This window comes from Corallococcus sp. AB011P (genome assembly GCF_003611605.1).
In the GTDB taxonomy this organism is placed as follows: Bacteria; Myxococcota; Myxococcia; order Myxococcales; family Myxococcaceae; genus Corallococcus; species Corallococcus coralloides.
Genome location: NZ_RAVX01000034.1, coordinates 13,766 through 34,270, shown reverse-complemented (window position 1 = coordinate 34,270; position 20,505 = coordinate 13,766). Strand labels below are relative to the sequence as shown.

Annotated in this window: 19 protein-coding genes; 6 read left to right on the top strand and 13 right to left on the bottom strand. The window is 70.5% G+C overall.

All coding sequences use genetic code 11. The features are described 5' to 3' along the window. Positions 1-69: 69 nt before the first annotated feature. The 13 genes from dut to rimP form a co-directional block, all read right to left on the bottom strand. Positions 70-525 carry a dUTP diphosphatase gene (gene dut, locus D7X30_RS39845; protein ID WP_120568213.1) on the bottom strand — a complete coding sequence of 152 codons (456 nt, stop codon included), beginning with the start codon at positions 523-525 and terminating at the stop codon, positions 70-72. A 75-nt stretch (positions 526-600) separates the two neighbouring features. Next, positions 601-1,611, bottom strand: a complete 1,011-nt coding sequence (locus D7X30_RS39840) for a M23 family metallopeptidase (protein ID WP_120568212.1) — start codon at positions 1,609-1,611, stop codon at positions 601-603. Between the two features lie 11 nt (positions 1,612-1,622). Further along, positions 1,623-2,420 (bottom strand): hypothetical protein, encoded by a 798-nt coding sequence (locus D7X30_RS39835; RefSeq protein ID WP_120568211.1) that lies wholly within the window; start codon positions 2,418-2,420, stop codon positions 1,623-1,625. 273 nt (positions 2,421-2,693) lie between these two features. Continuing rightward, positions 2,694-4,850 carry a polyribonucleotide nucleotidyltransferase gene (pnp, locus tag D7X30_RS39830; protein ID WP_120568210.1) on the bottom strand — a complete coding sequence of 719 codons (2,157 nt, stop codon included), beginning with the start codon at positions 4,848-4,850 and terminating at the stop codon, positions 2,694-2,696. Positions 4,851-5,257: 407 nt separating this feature from the next. After that, positions 5,258-5,527, bottom strand: coding sequence for a 30S ribosomal protein S15 (rpsO, locus tag D7X30_RS39825; protein ID WP_014398807.1), 270 nt, complete (start codon positions 5,525-5,527; stop codon positions 5,258-5,260). A 125-nt stretch (positions 5,528-5,652) separates the two neighbouring features. Continuing rightward, entirely contained in the window at positions 5,653-5,982 is a 330-nt protein-coding gene (locus tag D7X30_RS39820) for a MoaD/ThiS family protein (RefSeq protein ID WP_120568209.1), read from the bottom strand. Next, on the bottom strand, positions 5,983-6,846 hold the full coding sequence (truB, locus tag D7X30_RS39815; protein ID WP_120568208.1) for a tRNA pseudouridine(55) synthase TruB: 864 nt from the start codon (positions 6,844-6,846) through the stop codon (positions 5,983-5,985). A gap of 10 nt (positions 6,847-6,856) precedes the next feature. Continuing rightward, entirely contained in the window at positions 6,857-7,216 is a 360-nt protein-coding gene (gene rbfA / locus D7X30_RS39810) for a 30S ribosome-binding factor RbfA (protein ID WP_120558419.1), read from the bottom strand. Continuing rightward, complete coding sequence (locus tag D7X30_RS39805; protein ID WP_120568207.1) at positions 7,213-7,815, bottom strand: DUF503 domain-containing protein; 603 nt, start codon at positions 7,813-7,815, stop codon at positions 7,213-7,215. The genes rbfA and D7X30_RS39805 overlap by 4 nt, the downstream gene beginning before the upstream one ends. Before the next feature lie 120 nt (positions 7,816-7,935). Beyond that, positions 7,936-11,115 carry a translation initiation factor IF-2 gene (infB, locus tag D7X30_RS39800; protein WP_120568206.1) on the bottom strand — a complete coding sequence of 1,060 codons (3,180 nt, stop codon included), beginning with the start codon at positions 11,113-11,115 and terminating at the stop codon, positions 7,936-7,938. A gap of 120 nt (positions 11,116-11,235) precedes the next feature. Continuing rightward, positions 11,236-11,532, bottom strand: coding sequence for a YlxR family RNase P modulator (locus tag D7X30_RS39795; RefSeq protein WP_120568205.1), 297 nt, complete (start codon positions 11,530-11,532; stop codon positions 11,236-11,238). A gap of 18 nt (positions 11,533-11,550) precedes the next feature. Beyond that, complete coding sequence (gene nusA / locus D7X30_RS39790; protein WP_120568204.1) at positions 11,551-13,251, bottom strand: transcription termination factor NusA; 1,701 nt, start codon at positions 13,249-13,251, stop codon at positions 11,551-11,553. 70 nt (positions 13,252-13,321) lie between these two features. Beyond that, complete coding sequence (rimP, locus tag D7X30_RS39785; RefSeq protein ID WP_120568203.1) at positions 13,322-13,807, bottom strand: ribosome maturation factor RimP; 486 nt, start codon at positions 13,805-13,807, stop codon at positions 13,322-13,324. Positions 13,808-14,017: 210 nt separating this feature from the next. On the opposite strand from rimP, the gene D7X30_RS39780 reads away from it, so the two are divergent. From D7X30_RS39780 to D7X30_RS39755, 6 genes are all read left to right on the top strand, one after another. Further along, positions 14,018-14,821, top strand: a complete 804-nt coding sequence (locus D7X30_RS39780; RefSeq protein WP_120568202.1) for a carbon-nitrogen hydrolase family protein — start codon at positions 14,018-14,020, stop codon at positions 14,819-14,821. A 130-nt stretch (positions 14,822-14,951) separates the two neighbouring features. Then, positions 14,952-15,362, top strand: a complete 411-nt coding sequence (locus tag D7X30_RS39775; RefSeq protein WP_169821806.1) for a FecR family protein — start codon at positions 14,952-14,954, stop codon at positions 15,360-15,362. Continuing rightward, entirely contained in the window at positions 15,359-16,210 is an 852-nt protein-coding gene (locus D7X30_RS41800; protein WP_147443428.1) for a peptidoglycan-binding protein LysM, read from the top strand. Before D7X30_RS39775 ends, D7X30_RS41800 begins: the two co-directional genes overlap by 4 nt. Positions 16,211-16,239: 29 nt before the next feature. After that, the gene (locus tag D7X30_RS39765; RefSeq protein ID WP_120568199.1) at positions 16,240-17,958 is read left to right on the top strand and encodes an HD domain-containing phosphohydrolase; all 1,719 of its coding nucleotides are present in this window, start codon (positions 16,240-16,242) and stop codon (positions 17,956-17,958) included. A gap of 100 nt (positions 17,959-18,058) precedes the next feature. After that, the gene (locus tag D7X30_RS39760; protein WP_120568198.1) at positions 18,059-18,400 is read left to right on the top strand and encodes a DUF971 domain-containing protein; all 342 of its coding nucleotides are present in this window, start codon (positions 18,059-18,061) and stop codon (positions 18,398-18,400) included. Between the two features lie 31 nt (positions 18,401-18,431). Then, a complete protein-coding gene (locus tag D7X30_RS39755) occupies positions 18,432-20,504 on the top strand; it encodes a protein kinase (protein ID WP_120568197.1) in 2,073 nt (690 codons plus the stop codon). Position 20,505 lies beyond the last annotated feature (1 nt).

Genomic DNA, 20,505 nt, shown 5'->3' with positions numbered 1-20,505 from the left:
GCGGACAGCCGGGGGGCTCCATTCTGCCCGCTCCGAGGCCGTTGAGGAACGACGTTGCGCGCCGGGACCCTAGCGGCCGGTGGACCCGAAACCTCCGTCCCCCCGGGAAGTCACCTCCAGTACCTCCACCTCCCGTAGGGCCGTGGCCGTCACGGGGGCCACCACCAGCTGGGCCACCCGGTCCCCCCGACGCAGCGTGAAGGGAGTGTTGGACAGGTTCACGAGCAGCACCTGCACCTCCCCCCGGTAGTCCGCGTCCACCGTCCCGGGGGAGTTGAGGCACGTCACCCCGTGCCGCAGCGCCAGCCCGGAGCGGGGCCGCACCTGGCCCTCGAAGCCCGGCGGGAGCGCGAAGGCCAGCCCCGTGGGGACCGCCATCCGCTCAAGGGGTTGGAGCACCCGCTCCCCGTCGATGTCGGCCCGCAGGTCCAGCCCGGCGGCCAGCTCCGTCTCATGGCGCGGCAGGGGCAGCGGGTCCGGATGCGAGCGCACCCGGCGCACGGGGACGGTCAGCGTGGGGTCCATGCCCCTCGCCGTAGCACGCACCCCTGCCCCCCTCTACTTCCTGGCGGTGACGTCACGGGTCGTGTGACCCGGCCCTCACAGCTCGGTCGCACCGTCCGCCATGCGCAGCGCGGTTCGGAACCCGAACGGGTCCACGGGCCGAGCGGCCAGCTCCAGCTGGTAGTGCAGGTGCGGCCCGGTGGACCGGCCGGTGCTGCCCGACAGCGCGATGGCCTGCCCCTTCTCCACCCGCGTGCCCGCCTTCACCAGCAACTCCGAGTTGTGACAGTACGCCGTCGTCACGCCCCGCCCGTGGTCCAGCACCAGCACGCGGCCGTTGACGGAGTCCTCGCTCGCGCGGCGCACCACGCCCGCGGCCACCGCCGTCACCGTCGTGCCCGAGCGCACCGCCAGGTCCACCCCCGTGTGCATCCGGCGCGTGCGCAGCGTGGGATGAACGCGGTAGCCGAAGGGGCTCGTCACCGGGGCGCTCTCCGACACCGGCCACCCGAGCATCAGCGCCGAGGACAGCGCCAGTGCCTGCGCCGCGCCCACGGAGGAGCCCTCGAAGCCGGGAGGCAGCTGCTTCGCCAGGCGCTCCAGGCTGAGCGCCCCACCCTCCGCGTCCACCCGCTCCAGCGCGAAGCGCGCGGGCACCCGCCCGGCGAACACCGCCGTCACCCGAGCCTCCTCCGACGGGAAGTCCTTGGCGAGCGCGTCCAAGAGCCGTCGCGTCGCCGCCGGTCCCTTCGCCGGATCCACCAGCGTCTCCGGAGCAATGCCCAGCTCACGCGCCAGCGCGAGCGAGGGCTCACGGGCCTTCGGGTCCAGTGCCTTCAGCGCCGAGTGCGTCCCCCACGCCAGCGCCTCCGCGCTCGTGGGCACGCGCAGGAGCATCGCGGCGGGCAGCGCAGCCGGCACGGGCACGGCCGTCCCGCTCACACCGTCGTAGTACGCGAGCAGCGGCCGGGCCGTGGTGCGCGTGTTGAAGGCCCAGGCGCCGGCGCGCCGCAAGAGCGCGCCCGCGGGCGTGTGGTGATAGGCGCACCAGACGCAGAGCAGCGCGAAGGTGAAGTCCAAGAGTCCCCGGGCGCGTCGAGCGAACATGCGTCAGGGCCTCAGCGCAGGAAGGACAGCACCGGTGCCGCGTCCCACGCCGCCGCAATGCCCAGCGGCGCCACCACGAGGCACCCCACGAGCCCGCGAGTCCACGCCCGCCGCGACCCCACCGATTCACACGCCGCATCCGCGTGCTGGAGGTTGCGAAGCACCGCGCGCCAGCCCAGCGACACGCTCACCCCGCACAGCGCCGCCACCGCCAGCCCCCGGGCCGCCCAGTCCGAGGCGACGTCGCCGAACAGCGGCCGCCACGACAGGTACACCGTGCCCTGGACGAGCCGGGCCACCGTGCACGCGCCCGCGAGCACCACGCCCGCGGTGGCCAGCGGACGCACCCACCGCATCGGAGTGGGCCGCCGCAGACAGCGCCGCAGCAGCGCCTTCCACGAGGAGGCCTCCGAAGTGGACGCCGTCACCGGACGCCAGGGCTCCACGGGGCGGGCAGCGTCGGTCTCGCGATAGCCGAGCGCCGGCAGCGCCAGGAGCAGGTCCGCCGCCAGCTCCCAGGCCAAAGCCAGGGCCCGAGCCAGGCGGGTGCGCGTCTCCAACGAAACCCAATCCACCATCGACGCGAGCGCGGGGAACTGGCCCACCCACGCATCGAACGCGGAGTCCAACCGGTCCACCGCCGTGAGCAGCCGGTCATCCAGCGTGTCCGCCGCCGCATGCACGCCCACCGCGACCAGCGCGAGCAGGCCCAGCGGCATGAACGCCCAGCGGAACGCCCCCAGGAACCGGGAGACATCCGTGAGGAAACTGCTCGAAGGCTCCGAGGAGCTGGATGGGTGGACCGGCATGCAGCGCCTCCGAGGCGGTCCCCCATCAACGCGGGAGGCCCTCCCGGGGTTTTAAGCCTCCACCCCGCCAGGACGAAAACGCCGCCCACTCCCGCCTCGCGCGCTCCAAACCTGTCCGACTGTCGGACAGGTTCAAGCGGTGCGCCGCCGCCGGGCGGGGAGCCCCACCCCCGCAATGACAACGCCCCGCCCCTTCGCGCCCGGAGGCGGGAGGAGACGGGGCGTTTCCGGTCGCGGCCTTCCTCACGGAGGGCCGCTACACGGGGGCCGGATTCAGGCCTTCGCGTCCGGCGTCGGGGCGGCCGGGGCGGGGGCCGCGGGGGGCGTGCCCTGCGCGGTGGCGCGCTCGGCCATGGCCTCCTTGCGCGACAGGCGGATCTTGCCCGTCTTGTCGATGCTGACGACCTTCACCAGCACCTCGTCGCCCTCGCTCAGCACGTCCGACACGGTTTTCACGCGCTTGTCGGACAGCTCGGAGATGTGGATGAGGCCGTCGGTGCCCGGGAACAGCTCCACGAAGGCGCCGAACTCGGCGATCTTCCGGACGGTGCCGGTGTAGATCTTCCCGATCTCCGCCTCGCGCGTGAGCGCCTGGATCATCGCGATGGCCGCCTTCACCGCATCGCCGTTCGCGCTGGCGATGTCCACGCGGCCGGTGTCCTCGATGTTAATCGCGGCACCCGTGCGGGCGATGATGTCCTTGATCACCTTGCCGCCCGGCCCGATGACGTTCTTGATGAACTCCGGACGGATCTGGATGGTCGTGATGCGCGGCGCGAACTGGCTGATCTCCTTGCGCGGCGCGTTCAGCGTCTTCGCCATCTCCGCCAGGATGTGCACGCGGCCCTGACGCGCCTGCTCCAGCGCGCGGCTCATGATCTCCGTGGTGAGGCCGGTGATCTTGATGTCCATCTGGATGGACGTGATGCCCTTGGACGTGCCGCAGACCTTGAAGTCCATGTCGCCCAGGTGGTCCTCGTCACCCAGGATGTCGGACAGGATGGCGATCTTCTCACCCTCCTTCACCAGGCCCATGGCGATGCCCGCCACCGGCGCCTTGATGGGGACGCCCGCGTCCATCAGCGCCAGCGTGCCACCGCACACGGAGGCCATGGACGAAGAGCCGTTGGACTCGAGGATCTCCGACACCAGACGCACGGTGTACGGGAACGAGTCGCTGGCCGGAATCATGTTGCGCAGCGCGCGCTCCGCCAGGGCGCCGTGACCGACCTCGCGACGGCCGGGGCCGCGCAGGGGCTTGGTCTCGTTCACGCTGAACGGCGGGAAGTTGTAGTGCAGCATGAAGCGCTTGAAGGCCTGGCCGCTCAGGAGCTCCAGCCGCTGCTCGTCCTCGCTGGTGCCCAGCGTGGCGACCACGAGCGCCTGCGTCTCGCCGCGGGTGAACACCGCGCTGCCGTGCGTGCGGGGCAGCACGCCCACCTCGTTGGTGATGGAGCGCACCACGTCGTGCGGACGGGCACCGATGCGGCCACCGTTCACGGTGAGCTCACGCATGTGGTCGTACTTCAGGTCCTCGACGACCTGCTTGGCGTGCTTCTCCACCTGCGGGGTGAACTCCGCGCCCAGCTTCTCCTTGAGCGCCGCCAACGCGGCCTTCTTCGTCTTGGAGAGTGCCTCGTAGCGCGCGCCCTTCTCCTTGATGGCGTAGCCGGCCTTCACGCCCTCCAGCGCCAGCTCGCGGACCTGGTTGCGCAGGCCCTCGTCGATGGTGGCGGGCTTGTCGTAGGAGCGGACCTGCTTCTTCAGCTCCGTGCGCAGCTGGTCCTGGATGTCCAGCGCGGGCTGGGCGTTCTGACGGCCGAACTCCAGCGCCGCCACCATGTCCGCCTCGCTGACCTCCTCCGCGCCACCCTCCACCATCACGATGGCCTCGCGGCTCACCGCCATGACGAGGTCCAGGTCGCTCTGCTCGCGCTGCTTGGCGGTGGGGTTGGCCACGAACTGACCGCCCACGCGGCCCACGCGGATGCCCGCGATGGGGCCGTTGAACGGGATGTCCGACACCCACAGCGCCGCGGAGGCGCCGGTGATGCCGTGGATGTCACCCTCGTTCTCCGGGTCCGCGGAGATGACGGACGAGATGACCTGCGTCTCGTAGGCGTAGCCTTCCGGGAACAGCGGACGGAGGGAGCGGTCCACCACGCGGGAGGCCAGCGTCTCCTTCTCCGTGAGGCGGCCCTCGCGCTTGAAGTAGCTGCCCGGGATGCGGCCCGCCGAGTACAGCTTCTCCTGGTACTCCACCGTGAGGGGCAGGAAGTCGATGTCCTTCTTCTCCCGCGCGCTCACCGCGGTGACGAGCAACATGGTGTCGCCGTAGCGGACCACCACGGAACCGTCGGCCTGCTTGGCCAGGCGGCCCGTCTCGATGCTCAGCTCGTTCTCACCAATCTTGACGCTCTTCTTCAACATGTCGTGTGGCCTCTGTGCCTGCTTCGCGTGCGAGGACCCTTGCCAGCCGCGGCCTGCCCACGTGCGTGGGGCAGGAGCCGCCCGGAAGGGGCCCTCTGGGATTGAGCGGTCGCCAGGGCCTGAAGCAGGCACATGCCAGACGAACGCTGCCTGTACTGCGGAAACGGGCTCCGTTGCGGAGCGCCGGAGGGATGGACCAGACCTCTTGATCCCTGATCACACCCGCCCACCCATGACTCCAGGTCGGCCGGTCTGAACGGAAACCAAAAGAGCCCGCCTCCACCTCTCCCTCGCCCACTCCTTCGCCCACGTCCGCGCTTCGTGATGAACCGGTACCGCGTGAAACGGTGCTGCCCAAATGCGCGGGGCGCTGGTGGTGTGCCAGCGCCCCGGATGCTGCTCGAGGACTACTTGCGGATGCCGAGGCCCTCGATGAGCTTCTTGTAGCGCGCCACGTCTTTGGACTTGAGGTAGTCCAGCATGCGGCGGCGCTGACCGACCAGCTTCAGCAGACCGCGGCGGGAGTGGTGGTCCTTCTTGTGGGTCTTGAAGTGCTCGGTGAGCATGTTGATGCGCTCGGACAGCAGCGCCACCTGCACCTCGGGCGAGCCGGTGTCGGACTCGTGGGTGCGGAACTTCGTGACCAGCTCGCTCTTGCGTTCCTGATGCAACGACATGGGCTTCTTCCTGAATCCCGCTCCGGGGTGACCGCTCGTGCCGCCTGGGTCCGCGGAGGGGTACAGACCCGGCCACATGGTCCTTCTAACGAGCGGGCCGCTTATAAGCTTCACCCCCTGGGGGGTCAACCTTCGCCGCCCGTCCGTCCGCCCTTGAGGGGCCGGGACAGTGCGAAGACGTACATCCGGCAGCCGCCCGGAATTCCGCCCCCGCCCGGGGACAGCTCCCGGGCCGAGGCCTCGTCCAGGGCCACGTGCAGGTACGGCCCTCCCGCCTCGCCCCCGTCGCCCGCCAACAGCTGACGTGTCCGGGGGTACAAGCGCAGGAGCGCCTCCACCACGTCGCCAATGCCCGCGGTTGCCGGCACGCCCAGGGACAGCTCGCGCCGCCCGTCGAAGGCGCCGCGGAGGCGCGGGGCCACGCTCACGGTGATGTCATGGGTGCGGGTGGCCACTCAGTTGAACACCCGCTGGTAACGCAGCCGTCCGCCCACCACTTCCGCCATGGCGAGCAGCGCGTCATCCGGGCCCAGCACGCGCACCCGGCCCGGTACGGGGGCGACCTCCACGGGGACGCCGTGCAGCACCCGCCGGGCCTCGTCCGCGTTCACCCGGACCGCCGGCAGGTCCGTCAGCGCGTCCGCCAGCGACACCAGCCGCCCGGCCACCGCTTCGCGGGACAGGGCCGCCAGGTCCCCCAGGGGCAGCGCGCGCGCCAATGTGAAGGGGCCGCTCATGGTGCGCCGCAGCGCCTCCAGGTGCGCCCCGCAGCCCAGCGCGCGACCCAGGTCGTACGCCAGCGTGCGCACGTAGAAACCCTTGGTGCACCGCACGGACAGGGTCAGCCGGTCCGCGGAGAAGTCGCGCAGCACCAGCTCGTGCACGGTGACGGTGCGGCTGGCCCGCTCCACCTCTTCCCCGGCGCGCGCCAGCTCGTAGAGCCGCTTCCCGGCCACCTTCACCGCCGAGTACATGGGCGGCACCTGTTCGAACGTCCCCCGGAACCGGGCGAGCACCGCCTCCAGCAGCGGGGCCGTCAGCGGGGGCACCGGGGCCTGTGCCGTGGGCTTGCCCTGGGCGTCCTGGGTGTCCGTCTCGACGCCCAGCCGCACCACGGCGTCGTAGGCCTTGTCGCCCTCCGTGATGATGCCGGCGACCTTGGTGGCCTCTCCCAGGCACACCGGCAGCACGCCGGTGGCCATGGGGTCCAGCGTGCCCGTGTGGCCCGCCTTCTTCACCTTCAGCAGGCCGCGCACCTGGCGGACCACGTCGAAGGACGTGGGGCCCAGGGGCTTGTCGATGACGAGAACGCCGTCCATGAAGCGGGGCCTACCAGCCTTCCTTGCCGCGCACCTCGCGCAGGAGCCGGTCGATCTTATCGCCCTCTCCGACGGACGCGTCGAAGGCGAAGAAGATTTCCGGCGACACGCGCAGGTTGACCGCGGACGTCACCTCGCGGCGCACGAAGCCCTTGGCCGCTTCCAGGCCCTTCTGCGTGTCCGCCTTTTCCTGGTCCGTGCCCAGCATCGAATAGAAGACCTTCGCCACCCGCAGGTCCGGCGACACCTTCACGCCGGTGATGGTGATGAAGCCGATGCGCGGGTCGCGCAATTCCCCGCGCGTCAGCAGGGCGCCGATGGCCGCCTGGATTTCCTGCCCCACGCGCTCGGGCCGTGAATGCGTCGTCATTTCTTCTCCCAATCTCGCGGGTTGCGCAGCGCCCGGGCCTTGGCCCGCGCGTCGTCCAGATTCAGCGTTCCACCGTCACCCGTGGGTCGGGAAGTCCCGGGCCCGGGGCCCGCGCCCTCGTGCCGCTGCTCCCACGAGCCCAACCCTTCCGCCTCCGCCAGCGAACGGTCGCTGCGCAGGAAGCGGGCAATCGCCGCCTCCGAGTGTGCGTTCGCGTCCTCGGGAGACAGGTGGGCGTCCTCATCCTCCGGCTCCGGCACCTTCGCCGGGGCGCGGAAGCCCGTGGGCCTCTTGTCGGAATAGAGCGTGTCCCCGAAGGCCAGAATCTCCGTCTCCCGGGCCATCAGCGGCGCGACGTACATCTCTTCGATGAAGTGGATGATCTTCTCCAGCTGCTCATCCACGTGCGGACGCTCGTTGCCCACCACGGCCAGGGCCACCGACGCCTTCTGCCAGAGGTCCTGGTCGTCCACCTCCGCGACGGCCACGTTGAAGCGGGCCTTCACCCGGTCCGTCACCCGGCGGAGCACCTGCCGCTTGGACTTCAGCGAGGCGCTCTCCGGAATCTGGAGGGTGAGGCGTGCGACTCCGACGAACATAGAGGTCCCCCAGGCCGGCGGCCGCCGGGCGCGTCATCCACGCCCGGCCTCCGCCGCATCGTCCATCCCCCGGGAAAGGTGGGGCCTTCCCCGGGGTCCGTCGAGTGCGCCTCTCAAGGACTACGAGAGGCTCTGCCGGGTCTCCTCGATCTCGTAGGCCTCGATGATGTCGCCGGCCTTGAGGTCGTTGAAGTTCTCGATGCCGATACCGCACTCGAAGCCCTGCGCGACTTCCTTCACGTCGTCCTTGAAGCGGCGCAGCGACGCCATCTTCCCGGAGAAGAGCTGCTTGTTCTCGCGCATGAGGCGCACGAACGAGCCGCGCTTCATCACGCCGTCCAGGACGGCCGCGCCGGCGATGGTGCCCAGCTTCGGCACGTTGAAGGTGTTGCGCACCTCCGCACGGCCCAGCTTGCGCTCGGTGCGGATGGGCTCCAGGAGGTTCTCCATCTCCAAGCGAACCCCGTCGATGAGCTCGTAGATGATGGAGTAGCTCTGCAGCGTCACCTGCTGCGCCTTGGCCGCGGCCTCCGAGCCCGACTCCGGCTTCACGTTGAAGCCCAGCACGACGCCCTTGGAAGCGGCGGCGCGCATGACGTCGGTCTCCGTGATGGCGCCCACGCCCGCGTCGATGATGACCACCCGCACCTTGTGCGTGGTGAGCTTGTCGACCGCCTGGCGCACGGCCTCCGCCGAGCCCTGCACGTCCGCCTTGATGATGACGCGCAGCTCCTTGGGACCGCCGCCCGCCTTCGTCTTGGCGAAGAGCTGTTCCAGGGACTCGCGGCTGACCTTGCTGAGCTCCGTCTGCCGCTCCTTCATGCCGCGGTGGTCGCCGATCTGCTTGGCCGCCTTCTCGTCGGAGACGACGTTGATGGCGTCACCCGCGGTGGGCACGCCGGACAGGCCGACGACCTCCGCGCAGTAGCCCGGCTTCACTTCCTTCACCGCCTCGCCGCGGCTGTTGTTCATGGCGCGGACGCGGCCGTAGTGCGTACCGGTGACGATGGCGTCGCCCAGCTTGAGCGTGCCCTCCTGCACCAGCACCGTGGCCACGGGACCACGGCCACGCTCCAGCTTCGCTTCCACGACGGCGCCCACGGACGGACGGGAGGGATTCGCCGTCAGCTCGAGGACTTCCGCCTGCAGCGCCAGGTTCTCCAGGAGGAGATCCAGGTTCATCTTCGTCTTCGCGGAGACGGGCACCATGATGGTGTCGCCGCCCCACTCTTCCGGCACCAGCTCCTGGCTCGCGAGGTCCTTCTTCACGCGGTCGGGGTTGGCCCCCGGGACGTCCATCTTGTTGATGGCGACGACGATGGGCACTTCCGCCAGCTTGGCGTGCTTGATGGCCTCGATGGTCTGGGGCATCACGCCGTCGTCCGCGGCCACCACCAGCACCACGATGTCCGTCACGTTGGCGCCACGGGCGCGCATGGACGTGAAGGCCTCGTGACCCGGGGTGTCCAGGAACGTGACGTCTCCGCGCGCGGTGGACACGCTGTACGCGCCGATGTGCTGGGTGATGCCGCCCGCCTCGCCCGAGGCCACGCTGGCCTGGCGGATGGCGTCCAGGAGGCTCGTCTTGCCGTGGTCGACGTGGCCCATGATGGTGACCACCGGCGGACGGGGACGCTCGTCCTCGACCTTGGCCTCGACCTCCGGCAGGTAGTCCTCCACCTCGAAGCCGACGCGCTCGACCTTCCAGTGGTAGTCGGTGGCGATGAGCTCCGCGGTGTCGGCGTCCAGAATCTGGTTCGCCGTGGCCATCTTCTGCATGGCCATCAGCTTCTTGATGAGCTCCGAGGTGCGGATACCCATGCGCTGACCCAGGTCGGAGACGCTGATGCCCTCCTGGAGCTTGATGACCTTCTTCTCCTCGGCCATCTGGGTAATCTGAGTCTTGGCGCCCTTCTTCGTGGGCTTGCGCTTCTTGCCGCGGACGGGGATCTGGATGCGGCCCCAGACCATGTCCGACAGCTCCTGCTTGGACACGCTGGTCGTCTCAGGACCCGTGCGCTTGCGCTGGCCACGCTCCTTGTTCTTGGAGACGTCCACCAGCTCGCGGCCGCGACCCAGGTGATCCGGGACGACCTTGTACTCGCGCTTCTCCGTGCCCAGCGCCGTGCGGCCCGGGGCCATGGGGTACTGCTTGGCCTGGGTCGTGGTGGGCGTGACGCGGCGGACCTGGATGAGCGGGCGCGAAATCACCACGGCCTGGGTGGCCGTGGGGCGCGCCTGGGCACCCGGCGTGGGCGCGACCTGGGCGTGCGGGACGCCGCCGACCATGATGGTCGGGCCGGTCGGCTGCACCGGGGCACCCGTGCCGGCCGTGGGCGGCGAGGACGGACGCACCGGCCCCGTCTGGCCCGGACGCGCCTGCATGGGCGCTCCCGGACGGCTCATGGGCGGCCCACCCGGACGGCCCTGCATGGGCGCGCCAGGACGGCTGCCCGGACCACCCGGACGGCTGCCGGGACCACCCGGACCACCCGGACGGCTACCCGGCGGCCCACCAGGGCGCCCGCCCGTGGAACCCGGACGCTGCACGTAACCGGGACCTCGGGAGATGACCGTCGCGGACGTCGACGTGGAAGAAGGCGTCCGTGCGGTGGGCGGGACCGGCGAGCGCGTAGGGGGGTTGGGCAAGCGGGGACTCTCCTGCGTAGGACTGCGCGGTGTCGCCGTGGCCGGGGTCGGCTCGGCGGCCCGGGGCGTCTCCACCACGGCCGCGGAAGGCGGGGTGGACGGCGGCGTCACGGGCGGGGTGGTGGTTGCGGCAACAGGCGGGGTGCCCGGGGCCTCGGGCGCCGACGGCGCCTCCGGGGCGGCGATGGAGGCGACGGTCGCCTCCGGCGGCGTGGCCGTCACGGCCTCCGGGGAGCGGGCCACGGGGGCCTGCTCCACGGCGGTGGGCGGCGGCTCCACGGCGACAGGCGCCTGCGGGGCCTCCGGCTCCATGTAAGCCTCGGCCTGGGCCTCGGGCTCCGGCTCGTAGGCGGGCTCGTTCGCCTGGGCGTAGGCGTCCTGGCTCTCCGGGGCGGACGCGCCCGCGGGAGGACCGACCTTGCGGCGCACCACGAAGCCCTTGGCGGCGACGGGCGGGGCAGCCTGCTTCGGCTTGCGCTTGTCCAGGATCTTCTGGACCGCGGCGGTGGCCTGGTCATCGTCCAGAGAGGACGAGTGGCTCTTGACGTCGTAACCCAGCCCGGCGAGCTCGGTCACAACCTCTTTGTTGTCGAGCTCAATCCCGTGGCTCTTGAGCTCCTTGGCGATTTCGTGAACGCGCTTCTTCGACATACCTTGATTGGCCTTCTGCTCCGCCGACGACGAGGCCGAGCACCCTAGTCCAAAGCCGAAATTGTGTGCGAGTGGTGCTTAACAGCCACCTCTCCCCGCAACCTCTCCACCCACCCGCCCTCACTCCCAAGCCTGTCCGAGTGCTGACGGGTCGAGCTGCCCCGCCTTGCCCCGGAAGGCCCTGCCCAGCGCCTTACGCTTGAGCGCTGCCGTCAGACAACCGGCACCGCACAGGTACGCCCCCCGCCCTGGCAGCCTCCGCCGCCTGTCCGCCACCACGCCGCCCTGGGGACCTACCACGAACCGGGTGAGTTCCGCCTGTGCCTTGCGAGAACCGCACCCGACGCAGGTCCTGACCGGACCTGACGCCGTGATTTCCGTGGGATGTGTCCCGGGCCGTTTGGTTTCGCGGCGCATCCGCCTAACCCCCTGTCGTTACGGTGCCTTGGCCGCTTCCACGCCCTCCGACCCGCCTGCCGATGCCAGCGCACCCCGCTCCGCGTTCAGCTCCGCGCGCAGCTTGGCTTCCTCCACCAGGTAATTCTCCGCCGCGCTCTTCAGCTGGCGGGCCTTCTTGATGCCGACGCCCGGCACGTCGCCCAGGCGGGTGAGATCCTTCTCGTTCGCGATGTCCTCCACCGTGCGGTAGCCGGCGAGGATGAGCTGCTCGATGGTCTTCTCACCAACGCCGCGCACGCGCGCCATACGCTCCGGCTGCGACAGCTCGTCCGGGTGGCGGCGGGCCTCGGCCAGGCGGGCCTGCTCGCGCTCGTAGTCCATGCGCGACAGCTCCTGCTGGTCCTCCACCATGCGCTTCTTGGCCTCCTCCTGCATGGCGGCGATGCGGGTGGGGTCGATGCCGGGAATCTGCGCCAGCATCTCCGCATTGGCATCCGCGACGTCGCGCGCCTGACGGAAGCCGTGCGCGTAGAGCGTCTCCACCAGCATCTCGTTGACGCCCGGCAGGGCACCGAGCGAGCGGCTGGCGAACTCGCGCATCTCCCGCACGCGGCTCTCGCTGTTGATGTCCAGCTTCCAGCCGGTCAGCTGGGCGGCCAGGCGCACGTTCTGCCCGCGCCGGCCGATGGCCAGCGACAGCTGGTCGTCCGGGACGATGAGCTCCATGGCGTGGTTGGCCTCGTCGATGATGACGCGGCTGACCTCCGCCGGGGCCAGCGCGGAGCACACGAAGCGGGCCGGGTCTTCATCGTAAGGGACGATGTCGATCTTCTCCCCGCGCAGCTCCTGCACCACCGCCTGCACGCGGCTGCCCTTCATGCCCACGCACGCGCCCACGGGGTCCACGTCCGAGTCGCGGCTGGACACGGCGATCTTCGCGCGGCCACCGGGCTCGCGGGCCGCCGCCTCGATGACGACGATGCCTTCGGCGATTTCCGGCACCTCCATCTCGAAGAGCTTGGTGAGCAGGTTCACGGACGCGCGCGACAGGACGATCTGGGGGCCCTTGGACTCGCGGAGCACGTCCAGCACGTACGCCTGGACGCGGTCGCCCGGGCGGTAGGTCTCACGCGGGACCTGCTCGCGGACAGGCAGCACGGCCTCCGCGCGGCCCAGGTCCACCACGATGTTGCCGCGCTCGAACCGGCGGGCGATGCCGGTGACGATCTCGTTCTTGCGGTCCTTGTACTCGTTGAAGACGTTCTCGCGCTCGGCGTCGCGGGTGCGCTGCAGGATGACCTGCTTGGCCGTCTGCGCGGCGATGCGGCCGAAGCCGCGGCGGAAGGTCTTCAGGCGGAGGATGTCACCGTACTGGTCGTCCTGGGCCTTGGCCTCGGCGGCGTCCTCGTCACGGTAGAAGATCTGGAAGACGAGCTCGTCGCCGGGCTCCACTTCCATGCCCTTCTTGTGGGCCTCTTCCATGGTGATCTGGTTCACCGCCTGGACGGGGTCGGTGATTTCCGCGACCACGGTGATGGCCTGGAAGAGCTCCACGACGCCCTTCTCCGGGTCGTACTTGGCCTCCAGGTTGCGGTCCTGGCCAAAGTGCTTCTTGGCCGCGGTGTTCATCGCGTCCTCGAGGGTGGCAATGAGCACGGCCCGTTCGATGCCCTTGTCCTTGGCGACCTGATCCAGGACGAGGTTGAGATTGACTGCCGGGTTGGCGGGCGTGGGCATGGCTATGTCTTCTCCGAAAATGGGTCCACGGGCGGCCCTGGCGCGAACAGGGTCCCCTGTATGTCGACGTCTAGAACTCGAACTCCAGATGGGCCTTGGCGATGTCCTTGAAGGGGATGATGAAGGCACCGCCCCCTTCCACGTCCACGGAGATGGCGTCGGCCGCCACTCCGATGAGCGTGCCGCTGAAGTTCTTCCGCGGCGGGTCACCCAGCGGGCCAAAGGTCTTCACCTTGACCTTCTGCCCCTTCACCCGTTCGAAGTGCGCCGGCTTCTTCAAGGGCCGGTTCACACCCGGGCTGGACACCTCCAGGCTGTATTCCTGGGGGATGAAGTCCTCCACGTCGAGCACCGGATCCACCGCGCGCGACACCTGGGAGCACTCGTCCAGTCCCACCCGGCCACCGGGCTTGTCGATGAACAGCCGCAACACCCAGCCCTCGCGCTCGCGGACGTACTCCACGTCCAGGAGCTCCAGGCCTTCGTTCGCCACGATGGGGTCCAGCAGCGCCGCTGCCTTCTCCTCCACCGTCTGTTTGATGTTCTTCGACTCCATGGCCAGGAAACAGGTCTCCAAAAACGCGAAAAGCGGGCACGGCGGCCCACTTTTCGAATGTGATGCGTCGAAAAATGTCGGGGCGTCCCGTAACACACGCCCCCTCGGGGTGTAAAGGAAGGACACACCCCGAGGCGCCGGCTCAAACGCCCCCCGGGATTGAAGGATTCCCAGGGGTTCCGAGTGACGCCGTGGCGTTATAACGCCCCCATGCACCTCATCGCCGCCGCACAGATGGTGTCCACCGCGGACAAGGCCCACAACCTGGATGTGGCCACGCGACTCGTACGCCAGGCTGCCTCCCTGGGTGCCCACCTGGTGGGTCTGCCGGAGAACTTCTCCTGGATGGGCCCGGAGCCCGAGCGCCCCTCCGCCGCGGAAGGCCTGGACGGCCCCACCCTGAGCCGGATGGCGGAGCTGGCCCGGGGGACGAAGACGACGCTGCTGGCCGGCTCCATCCTGGAGGAGGGAGCGCCCGGCGGCCGGCTCTACAACACCAGCGTCCTGTTCGGCCCGGACGGCGCCCGGCTGGCCGTCTACCGGAAGATGCACCTGTTCGACGTGGATGTGGGAGACGGTGCCACCTACCAGGAGTCCGCAGCGGTGGCGCCGGGGACGGAGGTGGTGGCGGCGGACACGGTGGTGGGCCGGCTGGGCATGAGCGTCTGTTACGACCTGCGCTTCCCGGAGCTGTACCGGCGGCTGTCGAAGGACGGGGCGACGCTGCTCGCGGTGCCGGCGGCCTTCACGATGATGACGGGCAAGGACCACTGGGAGGTGCTGCTGCGCGCCCGGGCCATTGAAAACCAGGCGTACGTGCTGGCACCGGCCCAGGGCGGGCGGCACTCCGCGCAGCGGCTGACGTACGGCCACGCCATGGTGGTGGACCCGTGGGGGCTGGTGACGGCGCGGGCCTCCGAGGGCGAGGGACTGGCGCTGGCGCCGGTGGATCCGGAGCTCCAGGCACGCATCCGGCGGAATTTGCCGTGCCTGGCGCACAGGCGACTGGACTAGGCGGGCGAGAGTGAACGGGAGGGGGGTGGGAGGCCCCTCCGGCGCGGCGTTTCCGGGTAGAGTGGTTTTCAGGAAGACCCCTCTGGTGAATGGACGACGCTGGCCTCCCCTGCTTTTCGCGGTCGCACTCATGGCCCTTCCTCCCGGCTGTACCGCCGATGAGAAGCCTCGTGGGCCCACCGAGGCGCCCCTGCCTCCGCCTGTTCCCCGCGCGCATCTGCGGGGGCTGACGGGGGACGTGCAGATCAAACGCGCGGTGGCGGACGAATGGAGCCCCGCGCGCGACGAGCTGCCCCTCTACGAAAACGACAAGGTCCGCACCGAGGCCGGGGCCAGCGCCCAGGTGGTGTTCGCCAATGGCAGCACGCTGCACCTGGGGGGCGATTCCCTGGTGGGCATCGCGGAGAGCAAGTTGCGAACGGACGTCACCGTCCTGCGGGGACGGGTGGACGCCACCCTGGAGAAGCCGGCCACCCAGTCGCTGTCCGTCACCACCCCATCCGCCACGGTTCGTGCGGGCAGGAAGATTGAATTCCAATGAAGGCCGCCCTCTGGCTCAGCGCGTGGATGGGGCTGTCCGTGGTGCCGTCAACCGCACCGACCGCCGTGGGGCGAGAGCCTCCGGACGGCACGGCCCTTCCCGGAGGCGGCGCCCCGGCGGCCCCTCGCAAGGCACCCGTTACGGAGCCGCAGACGGTGCTCAAGGCGATGGAGATGTCGCGCGCGGCGGTGAAGGCCGCGCCGAACGATGCGCGCCGCCGTGAGGCCGAGTCCCGCCTGAAGGACGCGGAGGCGCACTTCCAGGCCGCTCGGTACGCGGACGCGCTGCACAAGGCGGACGAGGCCTGGGCGCTGCTCAACCCGCCCCAGCCGTCCAACTTCACGGTGGAGGTGGACCACGACGGCGGCACCACCACCGTCACCCACCGGCAGGGGCCTCCCGTCACCGTGGAGGCGCAGCACGCCACCCGCGTGCTGGCGAAGGGCGAGTCCGTGCGGGTGCAACAGGGCACCGTGCTGCCGGAGCCGCCCGGCGCGCCGCAGCTGGCGCAGCCCGCGGACAAGGCCCGCTTCGCGCTGAAGGCCACGCCCGCCGGACTCCTGGGGCCGGTGACGCTGGCGTGGACTTCCGTCGCGGGCGCCACGCGCTACGAGGTGGAGGTCGTCGCGGAAGGCGTGGAGGGGGGAGCGGCGCCGGCGCCGGTGCGCACGGTGCAGGCCGCGCGGCAATGGACGTTGCCGGCGCTGCCCGCGGGCCGTTATCGCTGGACGGTGACGGCGGTGAGTCCGGAGCAGGGGCGGTCCCTGCCCTCCCAGACACGGCGCTTCGAGCTGGCCGCGGAATCGCTCGAACTCAACGTCAAGGTGAAGGACGGGTGGCAGAAGTAGCCGCCTGACCCGAGCGAGGAGCCACCGCCGTGCGACTTTTCAAAGCCATCCTCCTCCTGATGCTGGTGGTCAGCATCATCCCCACGTTGATGGTGGGCTGGTTGTCGGTGTCCCATACGCGCGAGCTGCTCATCCGCGACGCGCAGGAGCTGGCGCAGGAGCGCGTGAAGCAGCTGCGGCTCAAGGCGGAGAGCTTCCTGGAGGACCCCACGGAGCGCGTGGTGGGGCTGTCCAGCGTGCCGGGCGGCTTCTTCACGCTGCCGGGCGACACACAGCGGCTGCACATCGCGGCGGTGCTCAACCAGCGCCCGGAGTTGCTGGCGCTCACCGTGTTCGGCGCGGACCGGCAGCGGCTGCCGGGCCTGCAGGCCTTCGCGGTGCACGACATGTCGCCCAGCGGGGTGGCGGAGCACGAGGACCGCGCGCGGGCCCTGCTGGACGAGGGGCTCACCGGGGTTCGCTACTCGGACGTGGTGGCGTCCCACGGCGGAGGCGGCGGCGGGCCAGTGGTGACGCTGGCCTTCCCCGTGGGAGATCCGGTGCAGGGCTACATGGCCGCGGACATCACGCTCGCGGGCTTGAGGCAAATGCTGGCCCAGGAGCGCGTGGGCAGCACGGGGTTCGCGTACCTGGCGGACCGGCACGGCCGCCTGATTACGGGCGGCGGCGACCTGGGCGCGGTGGGTGACGACGTGTCGAAGCGGCTGCCGCTGGCGCACCTGCTCAAGCAGCGCGAGGGCACGCCCGACACGGAGCTGTTCCACGTGGGCAACTTTGGCGAGGGGCGCGACGCGGTGGTGTCCGCGTACTCGGTGCTGCCGGAGGCGGGCTGGGCCATCGTGTCCGAGCAGCCGGTGGAACATGCGTACCGCCAGGTGGAGACCATGGAGCGGCGCATCCTCCTGGGCCTGGGTGGCGCCATCCTGGTGGCGCTGGTGCTGGCGGCCATCTTCTCCCGCAACCTCACGCAGCCCCTGAAGACCTTCATCGCGACGTCGCTGGAGCTGGCGCGCGGCAAGTTCGGCGTGGAGGTGCACCTGAAGCAGAAGAACGAGCTGGGGGAATTGGCCCAGACGTTCAACTACATGAGCAAGCAGCTCATGGCGTACGACATGGAGACGCGCGGCCTCTACGAGAGCCTGGAGAAGGGCTACCTGGAGACCATCGTCGCGCTGGCCAACTCCATCGACTCCAAGGACGCGTACACGCGCGGCCACAGCCAGCGGGTGGGCGACGTGGCGGTGGAGATTGGCAAGGAGCTGAAGCTCACCGAGCGCGAGCTGAGGCAGCTGCAGTACGGCGGCATCCTCCACGACATCGGGAAGATTGGCATCCCGGAGAACATCCTCTGCAAGCAGTCCCGGCTCACCGACCAGGAGATGTCCCTGATGCGCGAGCACCCCGCCATCGGTGACGCCATCATCGGGCCGGTGACGTTCCTGGGCTCGGTGCGCGCGTGCGTGCGCCACCACCACGAGCGCTGGGACGGCACGGGCTATCCGGACAAGCTCAAGGGCGAGGCCATTCCGATGCTCGCGCGCATCGTGGCGTGCGCGGACACCTTCGATGCGTGCACCTCCACGCGCCCCTACCAGAAGGCCATGCCGCTGGAGAAGGCGATGGAGATCCTGGACAACCTGAGCGGCGCGCAGCTGGACCCCAAGGTGGTGCTGGCGCTGCGCGCGGTGCTGGCCCAGCGGGGCGTGCGGCTGGAAGGCCACCGGCAGCCCGTCAAGCTGGCTTCCTGAAGCCCCGTTCCCCGGGTCCTTTCGCTTTCGCGGCAGGCCCCCCACTCCGCCGGAAGGATGGTAGGGAGGGGCTGCTGCTCAAGCATTGGAAGGTGGACCGGTGAGCAATTTCTGGGATCGCATCAAGCCCGCGCCCAAGCCCGTCAGCGCGACGGATGCGAAGCTGTCCGCGGACGGCGAGTCGCTGACGCTGACGTGGGACGACGGCGTGACGACGACCGCCACCGCGCAGGTGCTGCGCCAGCAGTGCCCGTGCGCCGCGTGCGTGGACGAGTGGACGGCGAAGCGCACGCTGGACCCCTCGCAGGTGCCCGCGAACCTGCGCGTGCTGCAGATGCAGCCGGTGGGCAACTACGCGCTCGCGTTCGTCTTCAGCGACCAGCACACCACGGGCATCTACCCGTGGAAGCACCTGCGCGACATCACCCAGTCGCAGGGGTGAAGCACCCCACCGCGTCTTTCCGGAGGTCCCCGTGACGTCGCGCTATCGGCTGCTGCAACCGCTGGCCACGGGAGGCATGGCGGAGCTGTTCCTGGGAGTGGCGAAGGGCGCGGAGGGCTTCGAGCGCACCGTGGCCATCAAGCGCGTGCTGCCGCACCTGGCGCGCGAGCCGGACATCTCCCGGATGTTCGTCTCCGAGGCGCGGCTGGCCATGCTGCTGCAGCACCAGAACATCGTCACCGTGCACGACGTGGGGGAGAGCGCGGAAGGGCTCTTCCTGGTGATGGAGCTGGTGGACGGCTGGGACCTGGGCGCGTTGATACGAGCGGTGACGCGCCAGGGGCTGCGGATTCCTCCGCACCTGGCGGTGTTCATCGCGAGCCAGGCCCAGGCGGGATTGCAGCACGCGTACCGCCGCCAGCACGACGGCCAGCCGGTGGTGACGGCGCACCGGGACGTGTCCCCGTCCAACCTGCTGGTGTCGCGCGAAGGCGAGGTGAAGGTCACGGACTTCGGCATCGCGCGGCTGGCGGGTCTGTCGCGCACGGAGCCCGGGGCGTTCAAGGGCAAGGTGCCCTACGCGGCGCCGGAGGTGCTCCGGGGCGAGCCGGCCACGGCGCTGAGCGACCAGTTCTCGCTGGGCACCATCCTGGCGGAGCTGCTCGCGGGGCAGCACCCGTTCGGGTCGGCGGCGGCGGAGCCGATGGCGGTGGCGTACTCCATCCTCAACCGCGCGCCCTCGTCACTGCCGGACGTGCCTGCGTCGCTGGCCACGCTGGTGCTGCGCATGCTGTCGCGCGACCCGGCGGCCCGCTTCCCGGAGCCGGAGGACGTGTCGGAGGCGTTGGCGCGGTGGCTCGCGCAGACGGGGGAGCCCGCGTCGTCGCATGCGCTGGCGACCTTCCTGCGCGGCGTCCGGCTGCCCCTGTCCGTGGGAGAGGTGGCCCGGACCGCGCTCGCGGAGGCCCCGGCTTCGACGTCGGCGTCGTTCGTGATGTCCGTCGCGCCGCACGAGGGCATGGACACGGGGCGCATCCCGTCCGCGTCTGGCGCCCGAGGGGCCACGATGGCCTATGGCGGTGGCGCCGCGGCTTCGCCAGCGTGGAAGGCGCCTCCGGCGTCCGTTCCCGTCGCGGCGGAGGAAGAGGAGCCGTGGAGCCCACCGGCCGGAGGCGTCTCGTTGTCCGCGTCCGGCGCCGTGGTCCACACCTGTGCCCTGTGCGGCACGGCGCTGGAGTCCCCGGACTCGCCCTGTGAGTCCTGCACGCGCGGACCCTCCACGAGTCGGAGCGATGCGAGCGCGGCTCCTGCGATGTCCCCCGACGCGTCAGCGCAGGGACGCGCCCCTGCTGCCCCCGCGCGGCCCGGCGCCGAGCCCATGGCCCCCCGAGGCGCAGGGCCCGCCGCTTCGCGGCTTCAGGCGAACGCGCCCGCCATGGCGACGTCCTCGCCCGCTCGGGCTCCGGCAGATGGGCCCGCGTCTGTGGCCTCCGCATCCGCTCGGGCTCCGGCAAGTGGGCCTGCTGGGGCACCTGCTTCTCGACCGCGGGCGAATGCGGCGGCCCCTGACTCGCGAGCCCGGACGCAGGCGCCCTCCCCCGCCGCCCCGGCGGATGCGCCCGCGCTGGCCACTCAGTCCCTCTCGGACGTGGACGATGCGGCGCGGATGAACCGGCCCAGCATCCGTCAGGCGTCGCAGGGTGACCTTGAGTTGGAGGAACGCGCGCCCCGGGCGGAGAGCTCGCCTTTGGAGTTCGACCCCGTGACGCCTTCCCGCCCCCGCAGGCGATGGGGACCGGCGGTGGCGCTGCTCGGCATCGCGGCGGTGCTCGCGGGGGGGGCGCTGTTCGCGTGGCCCCTCGTCGAGACCCAGGTGCTGCGCGCGCTCGGACTCCCGGCGGCGGTCCTGTCCATCCGCAGCGAGCCCTCCGGCGCCACCGTCCTGGTGGACGGCGTGCAGGTGGGCGTGACGCCGCTGGTGATGGACAACGTCTACCCCGCCCGCTCCGTCCCCGTGCAGCTCAAGCTCAAGGGCTACCGCGTCTGGACGGGGTCGTTCATGGGCGGCAAGAAGTCGGACGTGCAGGCGGAACTCAAGCGCTGAC